General features: G+C 32.3%; 18 protein-coding genes. 10 read left to right on the top strand and 8 right to left on the bottom strand.

The annotated features are described in order from the left end of the window. Window positions 1-3: 3 nt before the first annotated feature. The 4 genes from coaBC to C1X07_RS18150 all read left to right on the top strand — a co-directional run bounded on the left by coaBC (window position 4) and on the right by C1X07_RS18150 (window position 4629). Entirely contained in the window at window positions 4-1215 is a 1212-nt protein-coding gene (coaBC, locus tag C1X07_RS18165; RefSeq protein WP_103071461.1) for a bifunctional phosphopantothenoylcysteine decarboxylase/phosphopantothenate--cysteine ligase CoaBC, read from the top strand. Next, window positions 1208-2092: a type IX secretion system protein PorD gene (porD, locus tag C1X07_RS18160; RefSeq protein WP_103071460.1), complete on the top strand. Its 885-nt coding sequence runs from the start codon at window positions 1208-1210 to the stop codon at window positions 2090-2092. The genes coaBC and porD overlap by 8 nt, the downstream gene beginning before the upstream one ends. 126 nt (window positions 2093-2218) lie before the next feature. Further along, the gene (gene recN, locus C1X07_RS18155; protein ID WP_103071459.1) at window positions 2219-3883 is read left to right on the top strand and encodes a DNA repair protein RecN; all 1665 of its coding nucleotides are present in this window, start codon (window positions 2219-2221) and stop codon (window positions 3881-3883) included. A gap of 251 nt (window positions 3884-4134) precedes the next feature. Then, a complete protein-coding gene (locus tag C1X07_RS18150) occupies window positions 4135-4629 on the top strand; it encodes a CAP domain-containing protein (protein ID WP_103071458.1) in 495 nt (164 codons plus the stop codon). Between the two features lie 32 nt (window positions 4630-4661). Here C1X07_RS18150 and C1X07_RS18145 read toward each other — a convergent pair whose 3' ends face one another. The 3 genes from C1X07_RS18145 to C1X07_RS18135 are packed head-to-tail and all read right to left on the bottom strand — an operon-like array spanning window position 4662 to window position 10474. Then, entirely contained in the window at window positions 4662-6611 is a 1950-nt protein-coding gene (locus tag C1X07_RS18145; RefSeq protein WP_103071457.1) for an OmpA family protein, read from the bottom strand. Between the two features lie 10 nt (window positions 6612-6621). Continuing rightward, a complete protein-coding gene (locus C1X07_RS18140; protein ID WP_103071508.1) occupies window positions 6622-7563 on the bottom strand; it encodes a PorP/SprF family type IX secretion system membrane protein in 942 nt (313 codons plus the stop codon). A gap of 13 nt (window positions 7564-7576) precedes the next feature. Beyond that, window positions 7577-10474: an Ig-like domain-containing protein gene (locus C1X07_RS18135; RefSeq protein ID WP_103071456.1), complete on the bottom strand. Its 2898-nt coding sequence runs from the start codon at window positions 10472-10474 to the stop codon at window positions 7577-7579. 825 nt (window positions 10475-11299) lie between these two features. On the opposite strand from C1X07_RS18135, the gene C1X07_RS18130 reads away from it, so the two are divergent. The 6 genes from C1X07_RS18130 (at window position 11300) to C1X07_RS18105 (ending at window position 17127) form a co-directional block, all read left to right on the top strand. Continuing rightward, complete coding sequence (locus tag C1X07_RS18130; protein ID WP_103071455.1) at window positions 11300-12118, top strand: enoyl-ACP reductase FabI; 819 nt, start codon at window positions 11300-11302, stop codon at window positions 12116-12118. Between the two features lie 86 nt (window positions 12119-12204). Then, on the top strand, window positions 12205-13212 hold the full coding sequence (locus C1X07_RS18125; RefSeq protein WP_103071454.1) for a glycosyltransferase: 1008 nt from the start codon (window positions 12205-12207) through the stop codon (window positions 13210-13212). 1 nt (window position 13213) lies between these two features. Beyond that, window positions 13214-14173, top strand: coding sequence for a CdaR family protein (locus C1X07_RS18120; protein ID WP_103071453.1), 960 nt, complete (start codon window positions 13214-13216; stop codon window positions 14171-14173). Window positions 14174-14181: 8 nt separating this feature from the next. Next, entirely contained in the window at window positions 14182-14760 is a 579-nt protein-coding gene (gene coaE, locus C1X07_RS18115; RefSeq protein ID WP_103071452.1) for a dephospho-CoA kinase, read from the top strand. 84 nt (window positions 14761-14844) lie between these two features. Further along, window positions 14845-16410, top strand: coding sequence for a sensor histidine kinase (locus C1X07_RS18110; RefSeq protein ID WP_103071451.1), 1566 nt, complete (start codon window positions 14845-14847; stop codon window positions 16408-16410). Between the two features lie 3 nt (window positions 16411-16413). Continuing rightward, window positions 16414-17127 carry a response regulator transcription factor gene (locus tag C1X07_RS18105; protein WP_103071450.1) on the top strand — a complete coding sequence of 238 codons (714 nt, stop codon included), beginning with the start codon at window positions 16414-16416 and terminating at the stop codon, window positions 17125-17127. A gap of 36 nt (window positions 17128-17163) precedes the next feature. Here the strand turns inward: C1X07_RS18105 and miaA are convergent, their stop codons facing one another. From miaA to C1X07_RS18080, 5 genes are read right to left on the bottom strand one after another with little or no spacing between them, the layout of a single operon-like run. Then, window positions 17164-18081 (bottom strand): tRNA (adenosine(37)-N6)-dimethylallyltransferase MiaA, encoded by a 918-nt coding sequence (gene miaA, locus C1X07_RS18100; RefSeq protein ID WP_103071449.1) that lies wholly within the window; start codon window positions 18079-18081, stop codon window positions 17164-17166. Continuing rightward, window positions 18074-18916 carry an ion transporter gene (locus C1X07_RS18095; RefSeq protein ID WP_103071448.1) on the bottom strand — a complete coding sequence of 281 codons (843 nt, stop codon included), beginning with the start codon at window positions 18914-18916 and terminating at the stop codon, window positions 18074-18076. The genes miaA and C1X07_RS18095 overlap by 8 nt, the downstream gene beginning before the upstream one ends. Before the next feature lie 33 nt (window positions 18917-18949). After that, window positions 18950-20917: a DUF3857 domain-containing protein gene (locus C1X07_RS18090; protein ID WP_103071447.1), complete on the bottom strand. Its 1968-nt coding sequence runs from the start codon at window positions 20915-20917 to the stop codon at window positions 18950-18952. Next, window positions 20910-22283 carry an exonuclease domain-containing protein gene (locus C1X07_RS18085; RefSeq protein ID WP_103071446.1) on the bottom strand — a complete coding sequence of 458 codons (1374 nt, stop codon included), beginning with the start codon at window positions 22281-22283 and terminating at the stop codon, window positions 20910-20912. The genes C1X07_RS18090 and C1X07_RS18085 overlap by 8 nt, the downstream gene beginning before the upstream one ends. Window positions 22284-22343: 60 nt before the next feature. Next, the gene (locus tag C1X07_RS18080) at window positions 22344-23006 is read right to left on the bottom strand and encodes a YggS family pyridoxal phosphate-dependent enzyme (protein ID WP_103071445.1); all 663 of its coding nucleotides are present in this window, start codon (window positions 23004-23006) and stop codon (window positions 22344-22346) included. Window positions 23007-23066 lie beyond the last annotated feature (60 nt).

The following is a 23066-nucleotide window of genomic DNA, read 5'->3' as shown; positions in this document are numbered from 1 at the left end:
TTTATGTCTGTTTTAAGCGGTAAAAAAGTTTTAATAGGTATCACCGCTGGAATTGCTGCTTATAAAACAGCAAGTTTGGTTCGTTTGTTTGTTAAGGCGAGTGCAGAAGTAAAAGTCATAATGACTCCTGCTGCCAAAGATTTTGTAACACCGCTTACTTTATCTACTTTGTCTAAAAACCCCGTGCACTCATCTTTTTATGATGAAAAAGATGAGAATGCTGTATGGAATAACCATGTGGATTTGGGGTTATGGGCAGATATTATGGTTATAGCTCCTGCTACGGCAAATACATTATCTAAAATGACTGCCGGGGCTAGCGATAATCTGTTGTTAGCTACATATTTATCTGCAAAGTGTCCTGTGTACTTTGCTCCAGCAATGGATTTGGATATGTACAAACACCCATCAGCTAATAATTCTTTTGAGAAGCTACAAGAGTTTGGAAATATTATGATTCCTTCAGAATCGGGTGAGCTGGCAAGTGGTCTTGTCGGGCAAGGACGAATGGCAGAACCAGAAACTATTGTAGAGTTTATAGCAAAAGATATTTTAAAAAAACTACCATTAAAAAATCAAACCGTTTTAATAACCGCTGGTCCTACTTATGAAGCAATAGATCCTGTTAGGTTTATAGGTAATCACTCTAGCGGAAGGATGGGTATAGAGTTGGCAAAAACTGCGGCCAATTTAGGAGCCCAGGTAAATTTGGTTTTGGGGCCATCTTCTCTTAAGGTTGATCATGCACTTATTAATGTCGTTAATGTGTTTAGTGCAAAGGATATGTATGAAGCCGTTGTATCACTGTATGATAATTGTGATATAGCAATCGCATCTGCAGCTGTTGCAGATTATAGACCTAAAAATATAGCAAATCAAAAAATAAAAAAGAAAGACACAGAGTTTTCTATTCAGTTAGAGCGAACCGATGATATCCTGAAATGGATGGGAGGACAGAAGCAAAAACAATTTTTGGTAGGCTTTGCTTTGGAAACTGAAAATGAAGAAGAGAACGCTAAGAATAAATTAAAAAGTAAAAATTTAGATTTAATAGTCCTTAATTCTCTTAATGATAAAGGAGCAGGCTTTAAAGGGAAAACAAATAAAGTAAGTCTAATTAATCATAAATTGGAGATTAAAGCGTTTGACTTAAAAGCAAAGTCAGAAGTTGCACAAGATATATTTAATGAAATTAACACATTAAAGGATGAATAAGTTATTTCTTGTCATAATACTTATAGTTGGTTTAAATGGTAATGCCCAGGAGTTTAATGCTACTGTGGCTGTAAATGCGGAGCAAACAGGAAATCCTAATTTGCAAGTATTTAAAACCTTAGAGCGTTCATTAACTGAGTTTATTAATAATACAAAATGGACCGCTGTAGATTATCGTACCGAAGAAAGGATCAATTGTAGTTTCTTTATTACAATAAGTAGTTATGATAATGATGCTTTTTCAGCAACTATTCAGGTGCAAGCATCTCGACCTGTATATGGATCTGGTTATTCTACTACTATCTTTAATGTAAACGATAAGCAATTTAACTTTGATTATTTGGAGTTTCAACCGTTAAACTATAACCCAAATAGTTTTGAGTCTAATTTGATTTCTGTAGTCGCATTCTATTTATACACAATTTTAGGGGTAGATGCTGATACTTTTGAGTTAAATAGTGGAACTCAGTATTATCAAGAAGCCAAAAATATTGTTAGTAATGCACAAGGTAGTAATACCTTGGGGTGGGCAAGAGAACAAGATCCAAATAGATTTAGACTTAATGACGACCTTCTGTCTGGAACTTATGAAGGGTACCGAAAAACAATGTACACATATCATAGAGAAGGATTAGATGTGATGCATAATAACCTTAAAAAAGGTAAAGAAACTATTACTGAGGCAATGAAGCCGCTTCAGGAAATGCATAATACAAGACCTAATTCGTATATAATGAGAGTATTCTTTGATGCTAAAGCTGATGAGATTTCTAGTATCCTTTCTGGTGGACCTTCAGTGAATATTGCCAAAACCATTGAAATTCTTAATAGAATAGCACCTACATATGCAGAAAACTGGAAAGATATAAAGTTCTAGGAAGGTTTTACTCCTACAATAGTATGAAGGTGTTGTTAGTTAAAAAAAATTGAAACTTACAGATGTAATCTTTTCAAAACTATAGTATCTTTACTTTTTTAAAAACTTTTAAATTTTTTCTATCCTTTGTTAAGAGGTCTTTCTATAAAAAACTTCGCTTTAATAGAAGAGTTACAAGTATCATTCGATTCTGGTTTAATTACCATTACAGGAGAAACTGGTGCAGGTAAATCTTTATTGTTGGGTGCTTTAGGATTATTAATAGGAAAAAGAGCAGATCTTAGTAGTGTAAAGGATAACTCTCAAAAATGTGTAATAGAAGGGGTTTTTGAGATACAAAAATACGATTTGACTTCTTTTTTTGAAGAAGAATCACTTGATTATGAAGATCAAACCATAATCAGGCGAGAAATTCTTCCTTCAGGGAAATCAAGAGCATTTATAAATGATACTCCTGTTACTTTGCAATCACTCGCTTCATTAGGAGTTAGATTAATAGATATTCATAGCCAACATCAAACATTAGAAGTTACTTCTAATGATTTTCAATTTGAAGTATTAGATGCACTGGCAGGAGCAGATCGAGAGATTAAATCATATAAAAGAGGTTTAAGTTTATTAAAAGAAAAACAAAAAGAAGTAGATAAACTTATTGCTAGTCAGGAAGAATTTACAAAGGAGTATGAATACAACGCTTTCCTTTTGAAAGAACTTGATGAAGCAAAACTTAAACCTGATGAGCTTCCTGCGCTTGAAGAGCAATATGAGCAACTTAATAATATTGAAGAGATTCAAGAACGATTGTCGAGTTCTATTTCAATTGCTTCAGGAGAAGAAATAGGAGTTTCTGATCAGTTAAATACTATTAAAAATAATATATCCAAAATAGAAACGTATTCGGGTCAGTTAAAAGAGCTTTCTCAAAGAATACAGAGTATTTATATAGAATTAGATGATATAAATGTATCATTAGTAGATGAGTTAGAGAAGTTAGAGGCAGATCCAGAGCAATTGGAGCGTACAGGCGAACGGATACAATTATTACATAATTTGCAGGTAAAGCATAGTGTTTCTAGTGTAGAAGAATTGATCGTTTTACAAGGTGTATTACAAGACAAAGTTTCTAAGACAGAATCTCTCACTGAAGATATAGATAAGCTTAAGAAAGAAATAGCTACTATTCAATTGCAGTTGGATGAAGTAGCAGAAAAGATTCATAAAAAAAGAAACAAAGCTCTTCCTCGATTAATAAAAGAGTTAGAAAGTATTCTTAAGGCTTTAGGAATGCCAAATGCTACATTTCAATCTTCTTTAGAATTGCAAGAAAAATATTTATCCAACGGGAAAGAAATATTAGAATTTTTATTTTCTGCTAATAAAGGAGGAACCTACGGAGAGCTTAAGAAAGTAGCGTCTGGAGGAGAGTTATCCAGAATTATGATTGCTATAAAGTCTATTCTATCTGGATATGCACAATTACCCACCATCATTTTTGATGAAATTGATACTGGAGTATCTGGAGAAATTGCGCATAAAATGGCAGATTTGATGATGAGTATGAGTAAAAACTTACAGGTTTTTAGTATTACTCATTTACCACAGATTGCGGCTAATGGGCAGAATCATTATAAAGTCTATAAAGAGGATGTGCAGAATACTACTGTTACTCAACTTAGATTGTTAAGTGATGAAGAACGAATCAAAGAAATAGCCGAAATGATAGGTGGTAAAGATATTTCTGATTCTGCGTTAACTCATGCAAAATCACTATTACATTCTGCATTGGATTAAGAGGTGAAAGAACTTGCTTTCTTATATCAGTAACCCAAATTTATCTAAGTAAAGTACTTATCATAGATAGAGTTAAAGGTTAAGTTCGTATTTGAGGTTTCTTGATTTTATAACTGAGTATTTTATCGATTAATAGCAATATAATACGACAAAAGGTGTGTTTTTTTATCGATTTTAACACTTTTTGCCAGATTTGTGAGTTTTTATTTTGTAGTTTGCGTCAGTAGTCCCAAATCTACAGCCCCCAAATTATGAAATTACCTATAAGAGTTGTCTGTATTGCTTATGTAGCAATACTATTGTTTTCGTGTTCGCCAGAAAATATTGAAGATAATATAAGTTCTACGGATAAGGAATTTGTCGTTCCTGAAGTTAAATCAATTGAGATTGAAATTTTAGAATTAATAAACAGCTATAGAGTTTCTCAAGGTTTGAATGTTTTAGAATCTTTAGATATTGTAAAATCTCAAGCATATACCCATACAGATTACATGATCAAACAGAATAATATGTCGCATGATTATTTTCATGAGCGTAAATCATATCTTATTGCTAATGCTGGAGCAAGTAAAGTAGCAGAGAATGTAGGGTATGGATATTCTTCGGCTGAATCTGTTGTTAATGCTTGGCTAAAAAGTGATAGCCATAGACGTACTATAGAAGGAGATTATACAGAATTCGATATTTCTGTAGAACAGAATAAGGAAGGAGTATTATTTTTTACTAATATTTTTATTAAAAGGTAGTGTTGGTTATATTGATTTGAGGTGTATTTTGATTATAGGTAGTCATTAAGGATTAAAAACACCGATCGCCTATTTTCTTCATGCTCTTTTTCTGTGCAGGGTTGTCCCTTCGTAATTCCACATTTGTTTAATAATTGAGATTCTCCATAACCTATAGCATTGGGTATTCTATCAGGAGAAATTCCTCTCGACAAAATATAATCTCTAGTAGATTTAGCTCGCTTATTAGATAGTTTTAGATTGTATTTATTGCTTCCTCTACTGTCTGTATGCGATTCGATATTTATAACCATTTTTGGATTGTCCTTCATTACGTTAACAATATTCTCTAATTCATATGCGGCATCCGCACGGATATTATGTTTGTCAAAGTCAAAAAAGATAGGATTGACCACTATTTCTTTTTTTATGATTAAAGGTGTTAGATGCATATCTATTTTTACTTCATTTTTATCAACTGCTGTTGTAAAAAAAATCTTAGAATCTGATCTATAGTTGGATTTTGTAGCAAGTAAGGAATATTTTTTACCACAGGATATTTCTTCAAAAGTATATGTGCCATTTTCATTTGATGTTGTAGTAGCAATAATTTTACCCGTTTCATCAATAAGTTTTACGACGACCTTTGGTAGTATTAGTAAGGTTAGTTTATCATATGTTACGCCAGTTAGTATTTGTTTGCATTTATACCAATCAAAAGCGTAAATATCATCACCTCCTTTGCCTTCAGATCTATTAGATGAGAAATAACCAGAATGATCAGAAGGATCTATAAAGAAAGCAAAGTCATCACTACCACTATTAAAAGGTGCTCCCATGTTTTTAATAGTCACTTTTTCATTCGTTCTTTTTTTTAGGATATTAGATTTGTAGATATCCAAAAAACCAAGATTAATATGACTATCAGAAGAAAAGTATAACGTAGAATCTTCGGCAACAAAAGGAAATACTTCTCGCCCTGGGGTGTTGATTTCACCTCCCAAATTTTTAATTTCCCCAAAAGTACCATTATCATTAATAGCTACTTTATATAGATCAGACTGCCCAAACCCACCTTTTCTGTCAGATACAAAATATAGAGTCTTTTCATCTGGGCTTAGTGCGGGGTGACCTGTAGAGAATGCTTTGTCATTAAAAGGTAATTCTTCAATTGCGGACCATTGGTCATTTTGAAGTTTGGCTCTGTACAACTTTAAGTTAGAGTTACCTCCTTTGTCATAGGATGTTTTTTTTCTTTTGTTAGTATTGTTTCGGGTAAAATAGAGTGTTTTTCCATCCTTTGTCATTGCCAGTGCTCCTTCATGTTCGTTTTTTAAATTTATAGTATTCGATACAAGAGGAATGATGTTGCTAACTACAATAAGAGAATCGATTCTATCAATTTTTGATTGGTATATATTTAGGTAAGGCTCTCCATTCCATTTGTATATTTTCTTTTTTCCTGTAGTACTGTCATCTATTCTTGATGATGAAAAATAAAGGTTTCTGGTTAACTCAAATCCACCAAAATCTGAATATTCACTATTTGATTCTAAATTAGTCACACGAATATGAATATCTTTTGGGGTAGATAGTTCTTCAAATTTTTCTAGGCTTATATCTTCAAAATCGTTAGCGTATCTACTGTCTTTCTGTAGGGATTTAAATTTTTGAAGCCATTTGTTGGCTTCAGTGTACTTGCCCATACTACGTAAAATCTGAATGTATTTGAAAATATACTCTGGATGTGTTTTGTTGTGTTTAGTTACGGCTTTGGTATACCAAAAATAAGCCTCTTTAGAATTAGAATTATTATAATAACAATCACCGATTCTAGATAAGATATGTTCTGTACTGTCTTCTTTTTTCAAAGCTTCTTTGTATAACTCTGCTGCTTTTATGTATGCAAAGTCTCTGAAATACTTATCGGCAACTTTTACTTTTTGGCAATAAACAAGAGAGGAGAATAATAATGTGAGTATTAAAGAAGTTCTATTTGTCATGCTAGTATAATTAAAAATACCGAGGAGATTTAACGCGTTTTTCGTTGAATAATTCATACAAAAGTAATATTTCATGAGTACCCCCTAGATAGGGTCTTATGTCAGATATAAAATGTTCATAGGCATAACCGACTCTAAATTGCTTTGATACCTGAAAATCTGCTAAAGCTCCAATTGAGGAAGTATATTCGTTGTACCTGTACGATCCACCTAACCAGAATTTTTCATAGAATAGGAAGTGGGCATTTAAATCAATAGAAATTGGTGCGCCATTAGTAGCTTTTAGAAGAGTTGATGGTTTTAGTTTAGTGTTAGTAGAGAGGTTAAAAACATACCCTCCTGTGAGGTAGTAGCTTATGCGTTCTAAAGCCACGTATTCTACAGAAGATGTTTCGGTAGTATGGTTGTTATCAGTGTTTAGTATTCTGGGGGCAGATACCCCTAAGTACCATTTGTTTGAATGAAGGTATAAGCCAGCTCCAATATTAGGATTCCATCGATTGGAATAATTTCCAAAAAAAGGATCTTGGGTAACTTCTGGGTCATTTAAAAACTCCTGATCCAGATTATAATTGGTAACTCCACCTTTTAGTCCAAAAGCTAATTTAGAACTATCGGTAAGGTTGATAGAGTAAGAAAAATCACCATAGATATATAAGTAGTTTTCAAAACCAGGAGCATCTCGTATTATGGATAATCCAACTCCTACTTTTTCATTCTGTAACGGGGAGTGTATTGATAATGTTTGTGTTTCTGGTCCTCCTTGTATAGCGGTCCATTGACTTCTATGTAGACCTACTATGCTCAATGTCTCTCTGCTTCCTGCATAAGCAGGGTTTATTGATACGGTGTTAAACATATATTGTGTAAACTGAGGTAACTGTTGCGCTAAGCCGATAGAGCTAATGCATAGTGTTAGTAGTGCTGTTATTTTGTTTTTTACAATCCCCATCATCAATTCCTTTTTATTTTGTTCCAATGTATAGTGGTGAGCTAAATGGTTTTAGACCGCTATTATTAATGGTTACTATATAATAGTATGTACCACTTGGTACTTGATTAGCTGACCCTAAAGAAGATCTATGTACGGTTCCGTTCCAATCGTTTTGATAATCATTAGACTTGTATACGATTGCTCCCCAGCGATTAACGATTTTGACATCTACGACGTATCCACAATTTTCAATACCATTCACCGCAAAGTATTCGTTGTACGAATCTCCATTAGGGGTGATAACTTTTGAAATTTTGATAGTATCTTCGCCACAGGAAAACACTCCACATCTATTGTGTATTTCTATCGTTGTTTCTAGAGATGCTATACAAGCCGAACTATCATTGGTGTAACGTAGTGAAATGATTTCAGAATCATCTTCATTTCTTAGTTCTATGCTTAAGGGATCAAAAAAATGATCATCAAGTATAGTTGCGTTTCCTGATGTAATTTCCCAGGTACCGTTAATATCAAAATCACTCTCAAGTAGATCAAATAGGTCAAAGATTTGTGATTCTGTTTCATCAAGAATACATAGGCTTATATCGTTTATAATTTCGATATTGTTTTCTATTGTTACTTTGGCAGATAGTTTAGTTTCATTGTTACAATCATCAGTTACGATGTATTCTACGATTAGGATACCTTTGTTTATGTTGTTTGAGTCATAGTCAGAAGTAATTACGACTGTTGTACCATCATTGCAATTGTCGATTGCACAGCTTTCTAATAAAATAATGTTATCATCATTCCATTGATCAACAATTTCTTCAATGTTTGTTGTAGTACACTGTAGTGTTATATCTTCAATTAGACACAGAGTTAGATCTGGAGGAGTAGAATCCTTAAGTGTAAGAGTGGCTGTTAAAGTTGTAGTATTTTGACCGTTATCAGTAATGGTATATACTACTTCTATGTCACCACCCAGACCACAGGAGCTATTAAAATTATTAAAATCATAATTAGATGTTATTTTTCCAGTAAAATCTGAGTTACAGATGTCAGTAATACAGGATTCTAATTCTGAAATATTATTTGCATTCCAGATGTCGGCTATAGTTTCATTGTCTGTTCCATTACATTCGATTATTTGATCTGTAACATTGCAATTTGTCAAATCAGGAGGGGGGCTGTTAGAAATGGTTATATAAACTGTAGCTTGGTCACATGCTGAAACAGGGGAGTTGTCATCACATACTGTATATACAAAACTATCTGTGCCTGAATATCCAGAATTAGGGGTGTAAGTAAAGGTTCCATTTGTATTAAGAATTAAGGTTCCATTATCAACATTATTTTGAGGAGTAGTATTTACAATTTGTGCGTCATCTTCTGGGTCAAAATCATTATCTAATATGTTTCCATTTATTTCCTGACATGCAGAGAAATATGCATCATCATTAGCAAAAGTGGTGTTACACTGGTTGTTGAGCACTGTGATGACAACAATCGTTGCGTCGCATAAGGCAGGGGTGCCATTATCACAAATGGTGTATAAAAAAGTGTCATTACCAATAAACCCATTAGGAGGAGAATAGGTGTATTTGCCATTATAAGGATTTATAGTCACTAAAACCCCTTCAATGGAGCTTACAGTTGTTGTTGTAACTGTGATTGGATCGTTATCCGGGTCAAAATCATTTATTAATACATTGCCGTCTACTGCAATATTCATCTCGGTAATTGCAGTGTCTGGGTTAGCAATTGGAGGTTTGTTTTCAGGATTTTCTACTGGTAGTACTTCTATATAGACATTTGCCGTGTCGCAGGCAATAGGGGTGCCATTATCACATATGGTATATTCAAAAGAATCCTCTCCTATAAAGTCTAGAGGAGGAGTATAAGTGTATATTCCTGTGTTTGGTTCAATAGTTAGAATAACTCCTTCTGTTGTCGTTATTGTTGTGGTGGTTACGGTTTGCGTATCTCCTTCAAAATCTTTGTCATTGGTCAATACATTGCCTGAAACAGGAGTGTTGATAAAAGTATTATTAATATCTGTTATGGCGTTGGTACAATTAAAAGAAATTGTTGCGCATGCCGTAGAGGTACAATCATTAGCATCCTTAATAAGGATAGTATAGTTTCCTTTAGTAAGATCAGCAAAAGTTTCACTTATTTGATAATTGACACCATTATCTATAGAATACAAATAGGGAGGGGTGCCACCAGTACCTGTGGTTGTAAATTGCCCTGCACCATTACAACTAATATTTGTAACAGAACTAATAGAAACAGATAGGGGCTCAATAGGTTCGTTAATAGTAATAGAACTTGTAGAAGTGCAATTTGAAGCATCTGTAACAATTACTGTGTATGTTCCGGCGGTCAGGTTGGTTAAATCTTCACTGGTAGCGCCATTACTCCAGGCAAAAGTATAAGGAGGAGTTCCTTGGTCGACTGTTAAATCAATTGCTCCTGTAGCTTCACCTTTACACAAAATATGAGTTGTAGTATTGGTAGTTTTGAGGTTACATGTATTTAAGCATTCAATATCAATACTCTTGGTTATTTGTGCTCCGCTGGCATCGGTTATGGTCACGCTATGTGTACCGCTAACAAGAAATTTTGCTATGGCTGTATTTTGATTAAATGCGGATGGGCTCCATTGATATGTGTAACCAGGTTTACCTCCTGAGGCAACTGCTTTTGCTTTCCCATCGCAGCATTTTCCAATAATGGTGGCATCTTGTATTTTAATGATGGTAAGATTTAGTGGAGAAAGAGGTGTGGGATTTGTACTCAGGGTTATTGTATCCTTTTTTAATGCAGAGTGGCTATAAGCACATGTGCAACAAGAAAAAAATATGAGAATACCTATAACAAAGATGATTCTCTTGGTAAAGAGACTTGATAGAATAGATTTCATACGCAACAAGTTTTTATTAGTTTATTAGAAAAAGCCCAGTTTTTTTACTTTAATAATTCAAAAAATAAAAACATGTGATGGTTGTGGTTAAGTAGTCTGGTAATTTTGTTTTCATAATAGCATAAATTGATCAATTGTTGACTACATACTAAATTCCTTCTAACGTCCGAAAAGAATATTGTTATGTTCTTGATGATTAGCAACCTAATTGCATCAATCAAGAAACAAGGGTATTCTTTTTAGACAATCAAAAAAAATCATCGTAGAACAATCTTAATTAATTATTTAAAAGATTCTAAGGGGGGACGATATTTGCTACACAATACTTTTTCTAAGGGGAGAAATAGTATACTACATCTTGGGGAGGTTTATTTTTAGTAAAATACAATTACTAAAGTTTACGTCAAATCAAGGGGATTGTAAAAAAAACAAACTTGATGTATAATGTATTATATCAAATATAGGTTATATATTAATAAAAATCAACTAATTAGCTTCTTAATTTGAGTTGATTGAATTTTTAATTAAAATCTATTTTACTCTTAATTTATTTATATTTTTTTGTTAAAATATTCTTAAAACATAACTTGAGATTTATTTTAGGTATTTATAAAAATCAGGAGAATCGAGATGTTTTATTATGGAAACAATTAAATGTATTTAGTTATTTATAATGCATTATAAGATTAGAGGAGTATAAAGTTAAAAGGCTTTCTGTAATTTAGATTTTATAAGAGCTAAACTAAATTCTATTTTGATTGGTTGTGATTTGGGGCGTTTTATTATCTTTACCGCTCGTATAACCATACTTTAATTTATAATTAAATGTCATACAATTTATTAAAAGGTAAAAGAGGAATTATTTTTGGGGCACTGGATGAAAACTCCATAGCCTGGAAAACAGCAGAGCGTGTTCACGAAGAAGGTGGAAGCTTTGTACTTACCAATGCTCCAGTCGCTATGCGAATGGGAGCCATAAATACTCTTGCAGAAAAGACTAATGCTCAGGTTATACCTGCGGATGCTACTTCATTAGAAGATCTGGAAAACCTTATAGAAAAATCAATGGAAATTTTGGGAGGTAAATTAGATTTTGTCCTTCATTCAATCGGGATGTCTGTAAATGTAAGAAAAGGACGTCATTATACAGATCTTAATTATGACTGGAGTCAAAAAGGATGGGATGTATCGGCTCTTTCTTTTCATAAAACAATGCAAACCTTATATAAAAAGAAAGCAATGAATGAATGGGGAAGCGTTGTGGCATTAACCTATATGGCTGCACAAAGAGTCTTTCCTGATTATAATGATATGGCTGATAACAAAGCATATTTAGAGTCTATTGCTCGTAGTTTTGGATATTTTTTCGGAAGAGATAGTAAGGTAAGAGTAAATACAATTTCTCAATCCCCAACGCCTACAACTGCAGGAAAAGGAGTAAAAGGCTTTGATGGATTTATAGAATATGCAGATAAAATGTCACCGCTAGGAAATGCAACTGCTGCAGAATGTGCAGATTATACGCTGACATTGTTTTCTGATCTTACGAAAAAAGTAACACTTCAAAATCTATATCATGATGGAGGTTTCTCTAACATGGGAGTAAGCCAGCTTGTTATGGATAAGTTTGTAGAAGAAGAATAGTAAGAGCTATAAAAAACTAATAGTATAAAATATAAAAATCCCATTCTTAATTGGTAATGGGATTTTTTGTTATCTACCTTTGTGATATGGAAATGTATTTTTCTTTTATCGTACCCGTGTACAACAGACCAAATGAGATTCGGGAGTTGTTAGAAAGTATGATGGCAATGGATTATGCTAAGGCATATGAAATTGTTATTGTAGAAGATGGATCCTCTAGTACTTCTGAAGAGGTTATTAAGAGTTTTGACAATAGTTTGTCTATAAGCTATTATCAAAAAGAGAATACAGGACCAGGTGATTCTCGTAATTATGGTATGCAAAAATCAAAAGGAGATTACTTTATTATTTTGGATAGCGATGTCATATTGCCAAAAAACTATTTGTCTAAAGTAGAGCAGTTTTTATCCACTACTTTTGTACACTGTTATGGTGGTCCTGATGATGCCCACCAAAGCTTTACAAATCTTCAGAAGGCAATAAGTTATAGCATGACATCTTATTTAACTACGGGAGGGATTCGAGGAAGGAAAAATACATTGGGTAAATTTCAGCCCAGAAGTTTTAATATGGGATTGTCAAAAGAAGCTTTTCATGCTTCAAAGGGATTTGGGAACATACACCCTGGAGAGGATCCTGATTTGACTATTAGATTATGGAAATTAGGATATGATACTGCCTTAATTCCTGATGCTAAGGTGTACCACAAAAGAAGGATTTCTTGGAAAAAATTTTATATCCAGGTTAATAAGTTTGGACTCGTTAGACCAATTTTAAATCAATGGCATCCTGAGACCGCTAAATTAACCTATTGGTTTCCTGCTTTGTTTTTAATCGGTGTATTGTTTTCGGTTTTATGTTTGCTTTTTGGTATTTGGTATTTTATAGCTTTACTTGTTGGGTATTTAGGGTTGATATTTATAGGAGCAACTTTAGAATATAAAAACATTTCTATCGGCTTTCAATCAATTCTGGCAGTCTTGATACAATTTTATGGTTATGGAAAAGGATTCCTAAAATCTTATTATTATATTCATCTATTGAAAAAAGAGCCTGAAAAACAGTTTAAAGCATTGTTTTTTCAAAATAAATGATATGCCAAACAGGATAAAGAATAAATTTTCTCTAAAAAGGAATAACGTTAAAACCTTTTTATTTTTTCTATTATTTACTTCATTGCTCTGGTTGTTTGTTCAGTTTTCTAAAAACTATACTCAAGAAGTAGAAGTCGCTATACGGTATACTAATATCCCAAAGGGTAAGATTTTTAATAACGAAAGTGACCAAACTTTACGAATGCTTCTTAATGGAAATGGCTTCAGGTTAATGAGTCATAACTGGGAAAAAAGAATGTTGGAGTTTGATGTTACAGAAGCAGTACTCAATACAGAAAATCAATATTATTTTTATGTCAATAAAGAATCTTCTATTTTGAAGAAAAAACTGGATTTTAAAGGAAGAATATTGTCATTGCAGAAAGATACCTTAAGACTAAAGCTGGATCTGAATCTTGAGAAAAAAATCCCTGTTGTTATAAAGCAAGAAATTCAATATGCCATAGGGTACGGAAGTGACAAAGGGTTAGTAATTTCTCCTGATTCTATACTAATAAGTGGTCCTTCTCAAGTAATAGATACAATTAGTGATATAAGAACAGAAAATCTTAAGTTAGAAGGGTTAAATGTTAATTATGATTCTGAACTAAATATCAATATAGAAGAATTACCAGTAACAGCAAAAGTGGTTCCTTCAAAAGTAAAAGCTAATATCTTAGTTAGTAAATTTACAGAAGGAAACCAAAGAATTCCTATAACTATAAACAATGTTCCCGAAGGAGTGGAAATTAAGATTTTTCCGAAGGAAATTTCTATTGTTTATAGAGTAGGGTTGGATAAGTATAATGAAATAAGTCCTAGAGATTTTATGATAGTTGCCGATTATGCAAAAGTTTCAGAAGAGAGTTCTTTTTTAACTTTAGAATTAGTTGATCAACCAAAATCGATTCATGATGTACGTTTGCAGGTAAAGCAGGTTCAATTTGTAGTTCTAAAATAGTGTACAATATGAAAGTAGTAGGTCTAACAGGAGGAATTGGTAGTGGTAAATCTACAGTAGCCAAAATTTTTGAACAATTAGGGGTTGCTGTTTATATTGCAGATGATGAGGCAAAACGTCTAATGAACGAAGATGAATCAATAAGAAAACAGATTATTACATTGCTTGGTCCCAAAGCTTATAAAGAAGGAAAACTAAATAGAGCTCATATAGCGAGTATTGTTTTTAATGATAAGATAAAGCTAGAACAGTTAAATGCAATAGTTCACCCTGCCGTAGCTACCAATTTTAATTTATGGAAAAAAGAACAAAAAGGAGATTATGTGGTGAAAGAAGCTGCAATACTCTTTGAGAATGATGGTTATAAACAGTGTGATTATACAATTCTTGTTTCGGCACCATTAGAAATAAGAATTCAAAGGGTTTTAAAACGAGATAATACAACCAGAGAAGATATTCTTTCAAGAATTAGCAACCAATGGGAAGATGCTCAAAAAATTTTATTAGCCGATTTCGTTATATATAATATAGATTTGAAAGATACTAGTAGTCAAGTGTATAGTATTCATAATGAAATATCCTCTTGATACCTTTGTAATCCTTGTCTTTCATTTTGTTAACATTTGGTTAAACCCTAAAGTAGCTAAATGTTAAAGTCTTATTTTTGATTTATGAATAAAAGGTTATTCGTGTTGCTAATAATCCTGATGAGTTTGTCGTTAATTGGGATTATTTTTGTTCAGGGATACTGGATTAACAACACAGTAGAGAATAATGAAGAACAATTTTCTTTTAATGCTAAACAGATACTGATCTCTGTATCCAATAGAATTCAATACAGAGAATTTAAAGAAATGTTTTATCCATTACAAGAAGTTTTGGATAGTGTTGATGAACTTGATAATAAAACAATACGTCAGCTCCTAAATATTAGTATAGATAATACGACAAAATCATTTGCTTATGCAAATGGTATATTAGATGAAGATTATAAACTATCCTCATCTTTTATAAACTTAAATATTGATACGGTACGATTAAAAAATATTTTGAATCGTAATACCGATTCATCATCTGGGGATAGAAGAAGTACTTTTGTTAAAAAGAATTCTAAATCCAAATTGGAAAGATTGAGAGGGTTAACCGATCTTCAAAGAAGAGATTATGAGATATTAATAGGAGATATTGCAAGTTATATACCTATCCATAGAAGAGTGCAAGAGAGAGAGGTAGAATTCTTATTAAGAAAAGAATTAGAAGAGAGAGATATAAAAGTAGACTTTGAATATGCTATTTATAGTAATGCTTTAGCAACCAAAGTACGTTCTGAAGATTTTAGTTTGGATTATCCAACAACATATGCGATACCACTTTTTGTTAATGAACAAGGTGTGAGTGAGTATCAACTGTATGTTAATTTTACTGGAAAAAAGCAATATGTGCTTTCAACCATCAAAGGAATGGCCATATTATCGATAATATTTACATTGATTATCGTTGTAGCTTATTCTAGCGCTCTGTCACAGTTAATGCAACAACGACAGATATCCCAAATTAAAACGGATTTTATTAACAATATGACACATGAACTAAAAACTCCAATTGCTACAATTAACTTAGCGTTAGATTCTATCAAAAACCCTAAGATAAGTAGCGATCCAGAAAAAGTTCAACGTTATATGTCTATGATCCGCGAAGAAAATAAGAGAATGCATGCTCAGGTAGAAAATGTATTAAGGATATCTCAATTAGAAAAGAATGAACTTAATATTAAAAAGGATAGACAAGAGTTACATGATATAATTGAAGATGCTGTAACACATGTGTCTCTGTTAGTAGAAAACAGGCAGGGATATATAAAAATGCATCTGGGAGCTCTTAAAACATCTGTATTAGCTAATGATAGTCATTTGACTAATGTGGTAGTGAATATTCTGGATAATGCAATTAAATACTCAGAAGGAGAACCTAAAATTGATGTATATACAGAAAATGTAAAAAATAGTATAGTCCTCAAAATTCGTGATCAAGGAATTGGAATGAGTAAAGTAGCACAAAAAAAGATTTTTGAAAAGTTCTTTAGAGAACATACAGGAGATCTTCATAATGTAAAGGGGCACGGATTAGGACTAACTTATGTAAAAAGAATTATTGATGACCATCATGGTCAAATATGGGTGGAGACCGAAAGGGGAAAAGGTTCCACATTTATTATTAAATTACCGTTAATATCTTAAAATATGGAAACAGAAAACAAAAAGATTTTGCTTGTAGAGGATGATCCAAACTTCGGAACAGTTTTGAAGGATTATCTAGTAATGAATGATTATGATGTTGTGCATGCTAAAAATGGTATGGAAGGCTTCGAAAAATTTAAAAAGGATGATTATGATATGTGTATCCTTGATGTAATGATGCCTTATAAAGATGGATTTACATTAGCAAAAGAGATAAGAGAAAAAAATGAAGAAGTGCCAATCATTTTCTTAACAGCAAAAGCAATGAAAGAAGATGTTTTGAAAGGCTATAAAGTTGGAGCTGATGATTATCTTAATAAACCATTTGATAGCGAAGTTTTATTGATGAAAATACAGGCGATTATGCAACGTAAGAGCACGGAGTCTGTAGCTGATAGCAAACAATTCGAATTTAAAATTGGAGGTTTTCATTTGAATTCAAAATTACGCTTCTTAACATTTAAAGAAGAAGATCCAATTAAACTCTCGCCAAAAGAAAATGAACTTTTACGTTTATTAGCATTGCATCTTAATGATTTGATGCCTAGGGAGCTAGCCTTAACAAAAATATGGAGAGATGATAATTATTTTACTTCTCGTAGTATGGATGTATATATTGCAAAGCTTAGAAAGTACTTGAAGAAAGATGAAAACGTAGAAATCCTTAATATTCATGGAGAAGGATTTAGATTAGTAGTAAGGAACGAAGAGTCCTAAAACAGTATAACGGTAACTAAACACCTTATAAGTTCACTACGATTGTTTTCGTAGTGAACTTTTTTTTATATGTTTTGCAATAGTTTGAAAATCCTCTTTGTAGTCAAACCATTTGATCTCTGTGTCTTTCTTAAACCATGTGAGCTGTCTTTTGGCAAAACGACGGGTGTTTTTCTTTATTTCAGAATAAGCAAAATCTATATCCCATTCATTATCGAGATATTTAAAGATTTCTTTATAGCCAACAGTATTCAAGGCGTTTAAAGATTTATATGTATAAAGGCTTTTTACTTCATCAATAAGACCTTCTTTTGCCATTAGCTCTACTCGCAGGTTGATTCTGTCATAAATGATCTCTCTTTCTGCTGTAATTCCTATTTTAATAATATTAAAAGAGCGTTTCTTTTTTGGTTTAGTAAGAAATGAAGAATAAGGTTGCCCACTGCCAATACATACTTCTAAGGCTCTCATTACTCTATGTGTGTTTTTAATATCTACTTCATTGTAATATGTAGGATCTAAAGATTTTAATTGTTCTTGTAGATGTTCAAGCCCTTTGTTATGGTACTCCTCAAGGATTTTTTCTCTAATTGCAGGGGCAATTTCTGGGAAATAATCTAATCCTTTGGTCACTGCATTTATATATAAACCAGATCCTCCTATAAGAATTGCATAATCATTAGTTTTAAATAAATCATTGAGTTTATTTAAAGCATCCTTCTCAAAATCACCTACACTATAATCATCTTTGATACTTCTATGTTGAATAAAATGGTGCGTTGCTTGTTCAAGCTCTTCTGGAGTTGGAGCAGCAGTGCCAATACTCATTTCTTTATAAAATTGCCGACTATCTGCAGAAACAATTTCACAATTAAAATGTTTTGCAAGCAGAATGCTTAAACTGGTTTTTCCAATAGCGGTTGGTCCAACGATTACAATTAAATTTTTATTCATTGTCGATCTGTAAATCTTCTCCACACTTATGACAGAATTTAGCATTATCAGCATGCTCACTTTCGTTACAATGGCTACAAGATTGGGTATTTAGATGAATTTTGTTGTTTTCGAAATGATTAGAGTATTCCGCACTTACTATGCCTGTAGGAACAGCTATAATCCCATAACCCATAATCATAATAATTGCTGCAAGAAACTGTCCAAACGGAGTAACTGGGGCAATATCACCATAACCAACAGTTGTCAAGGTTACTATGCACCAATAAACACTTATAGGAATACTTTTGAAGCCGCTTTCTTCACCTTCTACAATATACATAACGGTGCCTAAGATGATGCATAAAACTAATACAGCAAATAAAAAGACCAAGATCTTTGCTCTACTATCTTTTATTGCTTTAGCTAGTTTGTTGGATTCTCCAATATAACGCGAGATTTTTAAAATTCTAAAAACCCGAAGTAATCTTAATGCTCTAACAGCAAGAAGAGCACTTGTGCCTGTAATAAAAAATGAGAGATATAATGGTAAAGTTGACAAGAGATCTATGATGCCATAAAAACTAAAAATATAAGAAGAAGGTTTTTTAATAGAAACAATTCTGGCAATATATTCAAAAGTAAAAAAAATCGTAATTACCCATTCTGCATAATTTAGAAACTTGTATGTGTTTTCAGATAAGCCTTTTACGCTTTCGGTCATCACAAAAATGATACTTAAGACAATTAATATTAGAAGAACGATATCAAATATTTTTCCGACAGGAGTGTCAGCTTCATAAATGATACTGTGTAGTTGATCTTTCCAGGTTTTGTTTGATAAATTTTTGCTCAATTTTATTGATTTTGAATAAAAGTACTAAAAAAACTAATGAATCCTTTTTACGGCGATTAATGAGTCATTTCCTAAAGTGACTATAAGATTGAAAAACTCTTTTAAAACATCATAATATTCAGATGGGTAATAAGAGGAATCAAATGTTATTCTATGATTGATAACTAATTTATTATTACCAATTTTTTGAAAACTAATCACTGCTAGTCCTGAATCTTTTGGTAACGTATATGCTTTTTTTTGAGGGATATCAATAAAATCAAATTTTTCTGATAATTCTATAGTAACGAGGTAGTTGTACGAATCTTTATAGCCGAAATCCACAGGGTATGTTCTTTGGTTTAGTTTAAAAGGGTTTTTGTTGAAAAAAGCAGTTGTAAAGGGTTTAATGTAAAAAACACTATCGATTTCGGTAATACTTCGAGTAAAATTGAACTTAATCTCAATAGGTTTTTCAAAATTGGTCTGATTATTAATGTTGATATCACTTATAGATATTTCAGGGTTTTGATTTTTAATTTTGTCTAAAAAAGCACCACTTCCAGATTGATCTATTTCTTTTCTTTTGGAGTAAGCGTGATATCCAGAATAAACTTGTTTTGATTTACCTATTAACTCTAATTTATCATTTAATACGAGATCTTCTTTAAAAAAATGAACAGACCGCTTGCTAGGCGTTATATCGATCCAAGAACTCCCGTTTTTAAAATCTAATAACCTTCCATATTGATTCAGGCATCTAAAAGGGATTTCTCCAAAGGCTAAGCAGTTCTCAGTAGCATCCAGAAGATAAGAGTTTTTACCAAGTGATAATTGTACTATAATATAATTGAAATCAGAAATTACAGGATGAATTTTTGTAGCATAACCATTTTCTCTTGTTGATAATAAAACAGGAAGGACTTTGAATTTTTGTTGTTTCAGAGTGTTGTGTAGTAGTATATTGATATCGTTTACATTACCCACTTTTTCTTTTATGACCTTGCTGATATTACCATTTTTAAAAATCCTATTTTTCTTATTCCATTTATAGTTATTTGTAATATATCTATATATTAATTTTGCTTTAGAGATGTCGTTTGGCATACTTTGTATGGTATCAGGGAGAATGTCTTTAGCAGCGCTTACTTTTTTTAGTTGTATACCAATTGTAGCTTCCTTTTTGAATTTAGCATCGACGTTTTTCCAGGTCTCAGTGAATTTTTTGTTAATCCCATCAAAACCTTTAAATTCCTTCAATTCATAATCTATTCTAGAGAAATAATTCTTTTTTGCCGTCATGTATTTTTCCTCTTTAAAAGCAGGGATGTTTTTCATAATATATTTACTATGTGAGCAGTCAGCATAACCTCCTCTAGATACTTCCAGGCATTTTTTAATAATATTGTTTTCTTGATATTCTAGTTTTAGAACTCCTATTAATTTTATGTTATATAAATAATTTCCTGGTAGGTCAGCAATATATTCACTATATAATTTTGGAATATCGTCTTGAAAATCCCATCCATTAAACTTGAACATAAAAGGAGATTCTATTTGATATTGGTAAGTAAGAACAGACCCTGGTTTTAGATTAGGGAAAGTGAATTTTACTAAAGTATAATTCTCATTGTATTTTTCGGTATAAATATTTTTATTTTCAATTTTTGTTTTGGTGATCTTACCGTTTTCTAGGTTATAGGTATACGCAATTAATTTCCTAAATAATTCTTTGTCATTTTTGTTTTGATACAGAAATACATTTATGGTAGCATTGTCAAACCCTTGTTCGTTAATGATTTTTACTTTGGCTTCATAATCGGTAAGTAGGTTATAGTTTCCTCCGTTTTCAACTCTGCTATATCCTTTTTCGTAGATAAAGAAAGCGTTAGCAGTACTGTCTTTCTGATATGTGTTATTTTTTAAGTCCAAAAGACTGACTTTCATGTCAGGATTAATCTTTTGGGCAGAGGTAATTAAAGAAAAAGAGATTAAGATTAAAAAAGTAATGGATTTAATCATTTTTTGGTAGTTTGATAACCTTTAGTCTTTTGTGTGTGCGTACATAACTTTGAATAATATGCTGAGCGTCCCTATTATGGTTCATGGGGGTAATGATAGAGCGCAAAATATCAATATTATTGATTTGGTGATTGAGATTAAAATACCCAATACCTTTAAACCTTCCTTCTTCAATCAAGATAAAGCTTTGTTCATCAATATCTCTTCCTTGATCTGTAATAATCATATTTTGGCTTTGAAAAGAATTATTAGAAATAAAATCTTGTGCCCTAAAGTTATATTCTTCTACAGGTTCGTTATAAATACAAGCGCCTAAGCATTGTTTTATGGTATAATTAAAACAATGACTTTTACTACTATCTAGACCCATTAATTTTTGACATAGATTGTATTGTTCTGCCCATCCATGCATACAAGATTTAGCTTGTTGTCTATTAGAAAAAGTGGTAATACTTACTTTGCGATTATCAGCTTTTTCTACTTTAAAGTTTATATAGCCATTTTGGTCAATAAACTGATATAATGCATGGTCAAATTTGGTTTTACGCAATGCTCTGTTGTACCTAGGTTTATTTCGTTTTATTTCTTCACTCTCTTTGAGTAAGGCTAAAAGCTCGCTTCCAGTAATTTCATAGGTTACACTTACAACTTCTTCCTGTATTCTCTTAGACTTTCTATTGTCGTTTGTAAAATGTTGGTTGAGGCGTTTTTTTATGTTTTTGCTTTTACCAATATATATGATTTTTCCATCTTCGCGATGCATATAATATACTCCTGTAGCTATTGGAGCTTCTTCAATGAGTTTAAGAAGTTTATCGTCTACCTGCCTTTTGGTTTCTGTACGAACGGTTTCAGTAATTATCGTTTTTTCTACGTCTTTTGTAAGTAATAATTTAAATAACTTTACTGTAGCCAGAGCGTCACCATTGGCTCTGTGCCTATCAGAAAGAGGAATGCCAAGTCCTCTAACCAGTTTGCCCAAACTATAAGATTGTTGGTCTGGGATTAATTTTTTGGAGAGCTCAACAGTACACAAAGATTGCCGTTCGAACTCAAATCCTAATCTAGAGAATTCGGTTCTTAAAATTCGATAATCAAAACTAGAGTTATGAGCTACAACTACACAGTCTGTTGTAATCTCAACAATTCTTTTGGCTACTTCATAAAATTTGGGTGCATTGCGAAGCATTTGATTGTTTATCCCAGTAAGATTAGCTACAAAAGGTTGTATTGGTCTTTCGGGATTGATAAGGCTTATAAATTGATCAATAACATTGTGACCATCAAACTTATATATAGCAATCTCGGTAATCCCTTCTTCATTGTATTTTCCTCCGGTAGTTTCGATATCTAAAATTGCGTACATATATAATGTCTGTATCTCTATTGTTGTTTTTTTGGGGTTTTAAGGGCTTTAGGTTATTAACTAACTATAATTTCTAGCTCCAAATATAGAACTTCCTATTCTAACCATTGTACTTCCACATTCAATAGCTGTTTTATAATCTCCACTCATACCTATCGATAGGGTTTTGAGTTGAGGGTATTTTGGTTGCAACTTATTAAAAAAAGTTGATATTTTGTTAAATTCTGCTTGTATCTGCTCCTTATCATTAGTAAAAGTAGCCATCCCCATAAGACCTTGAATGCTAATATTTGTCAAGGTTTTAACTTCTTCATTATCCAATAGAGTTATTGCGTCTTGTTCGGATAAACCAAATTTACTTTCTTCTTTTGCAATTTTGATTTGTAAAAGACAGTTAATAATTCTGTTGTGCTTTTTAGCTTGCTTGTTGATCTCTTTCAGTAGTTTGTAACTGTCTACTGCATGAATGAGATCTACAAATTCGGCCATGTATTTAACTTTATTGGTTTGCACATGTCCGATCATATGCCAGCTAATATCTTTTGGCATGATGTCCCATTTTTCTGTCAGCTCCTGAATTTTATTTTCACCAAAAATACGTTGACCAGATTTGTATGCTAGCATCAAATCAGAAACAGGTTTGGTTTTGGATACAGCTACAAGTGTTACTTCTTTGGGAATAGAAGATTTTATACTGTGAAGGTTTCTCTCGATATCATTCATAGTTTGCAAAGATATCTAAAATCATTTTTTATTGTTATTGATAATGTATATTTAGTTTAT

Origin of the sequence: Aquimarina sediminis, assembly GCF_002895435.1 — a bacterium.
Classification (GTDB): Bacteria; Bacteroidota; Bacteroidia; order Flavobacteriales; family Flavobacteriaceae; genus Aquimarina; species Aquimarina sediminis.
Note: the sequence above shows the minus strand (reverse complement) of the source record. Positions and strands in the feature narration are given on the sequence as shown.

What these genes read in the sequence shown, in the direction of transcription:
- C1X07_RS18120 (WP_103071453.1), top strand. Translation starts at nt 13,214, where the DNA reads ATGCCAAACAGGATAAAGAATAAATTTTCTCTAAAAAGGAATAACGTT.
- miaA (WP_103071449.1), bottom strand. Translation starts at nt 18,081, where the DNA reads ATGAATAAAAATTTAATTGTAATCGTTGGACCAACCGCTATTGGAAAA.
- C1X07_RS18090 (WP_103071447.1), bottom strand. Translation starts at nt 20,917, where the DNA reads ATGATTAAATCCATTACTTTTTTAATCTTAATCTCTTTTTCTTTAATT.
- porD (WP_103071460.1), top strand. Translation starts at nt 1,208, where the DNA reads ATGAATAAGTTATTTCTTGTCATAATACTTATAGTTGGTTTAAATGGT.
- C1X07_RS18110 (WP_103071451.1), top strand. Translation starts at nt 14,845, where the DNA reads ATGAATAAAAGGTTATTCGTGTTGCTAATAATCCTGATGAGTTTGTCG.
- C1X07_RS18085 (WP_103071446.1), bottom strand. Translation starts at nt 22,283, where the DNA reads ATGTACGCAATTTTAGATATCGAAACTACCGGAGGAAAATACAATGAA.
- C1X07_RS18080 (WP_103071445.1), bottom strand. Translation starts at nt 23,006, where the DNA reads ATGAATGATATCGAGAGAAACCTTCACAGTATAAAATCTTCTATTCCC.
- C1X07_RS18150 (WP_103071458.1), top strand. Translation starts at nt 4,135, where the DNA reads ATGAAATTACCTATAAGAGTTGTCTGTATTGCTTATGTAGCAATACTA.
- C1X07_RS18140 (WP_103071508.1), bottom strand. Translation starts at nt 7,563, where the DNA reads ATGGGGATTGTAAAAAACAAAATAACAGCACTACTAACACTATGCATT.
- coaBC (WP_103071461.1), top strand. Translation starts at nt 4, where the DNA reads ATGTCTGTTTTAAGCGGTAAAAAAGTTTTAATAGGTATCACCGCTGGA.
- coaE (WP_103071452.1), top strand. Translation starts at nt 14,182, where the DNA reads ATGAAAGTAGTAGGTCTAACAGGAGGAATTGGTAGTGGTAAATCTACA.
- C1X07_RS18135 (WP_103071456.1), bottom strand. Translation starts at nt 10,474, where the DNA reads ATGAAATCTATTCTATCAAGTCTCTTTACCAAGAGAATCATCTTTGTT.
- C1X07_RS18145 (WP_103071457.1), bottom strand. Translation starts at nt 6,611, where the DNA reads ATGACAAATAGAACTTCTTTAATACTCACATTATTATTCTCCTCTCTT.
- C1X07_RS18105 (WP_103071450.1), top strand. Translation starts at nt 16,414, where the DNA reads ATGGAAACAGAAAACAAAAAGATTTTGCTTGTAGAGGATGATCCAAAC.
- C1X07_RS18130 (WP_103071455.1), top strand. Translation starts at nt 11,300, where the DNA reads ATGTCATACAATTTATTAAAAGGTAAAAGAGGAATTATTTTTGGGGCA.
- C1X07_RS18125 (WP_103071454.1), top strand. Translation starts at nt 12,205, where the DNA reads ATGGAAATGTATTTTTCTTTTATCGTACCCGTGTACAACAGACCAAAT.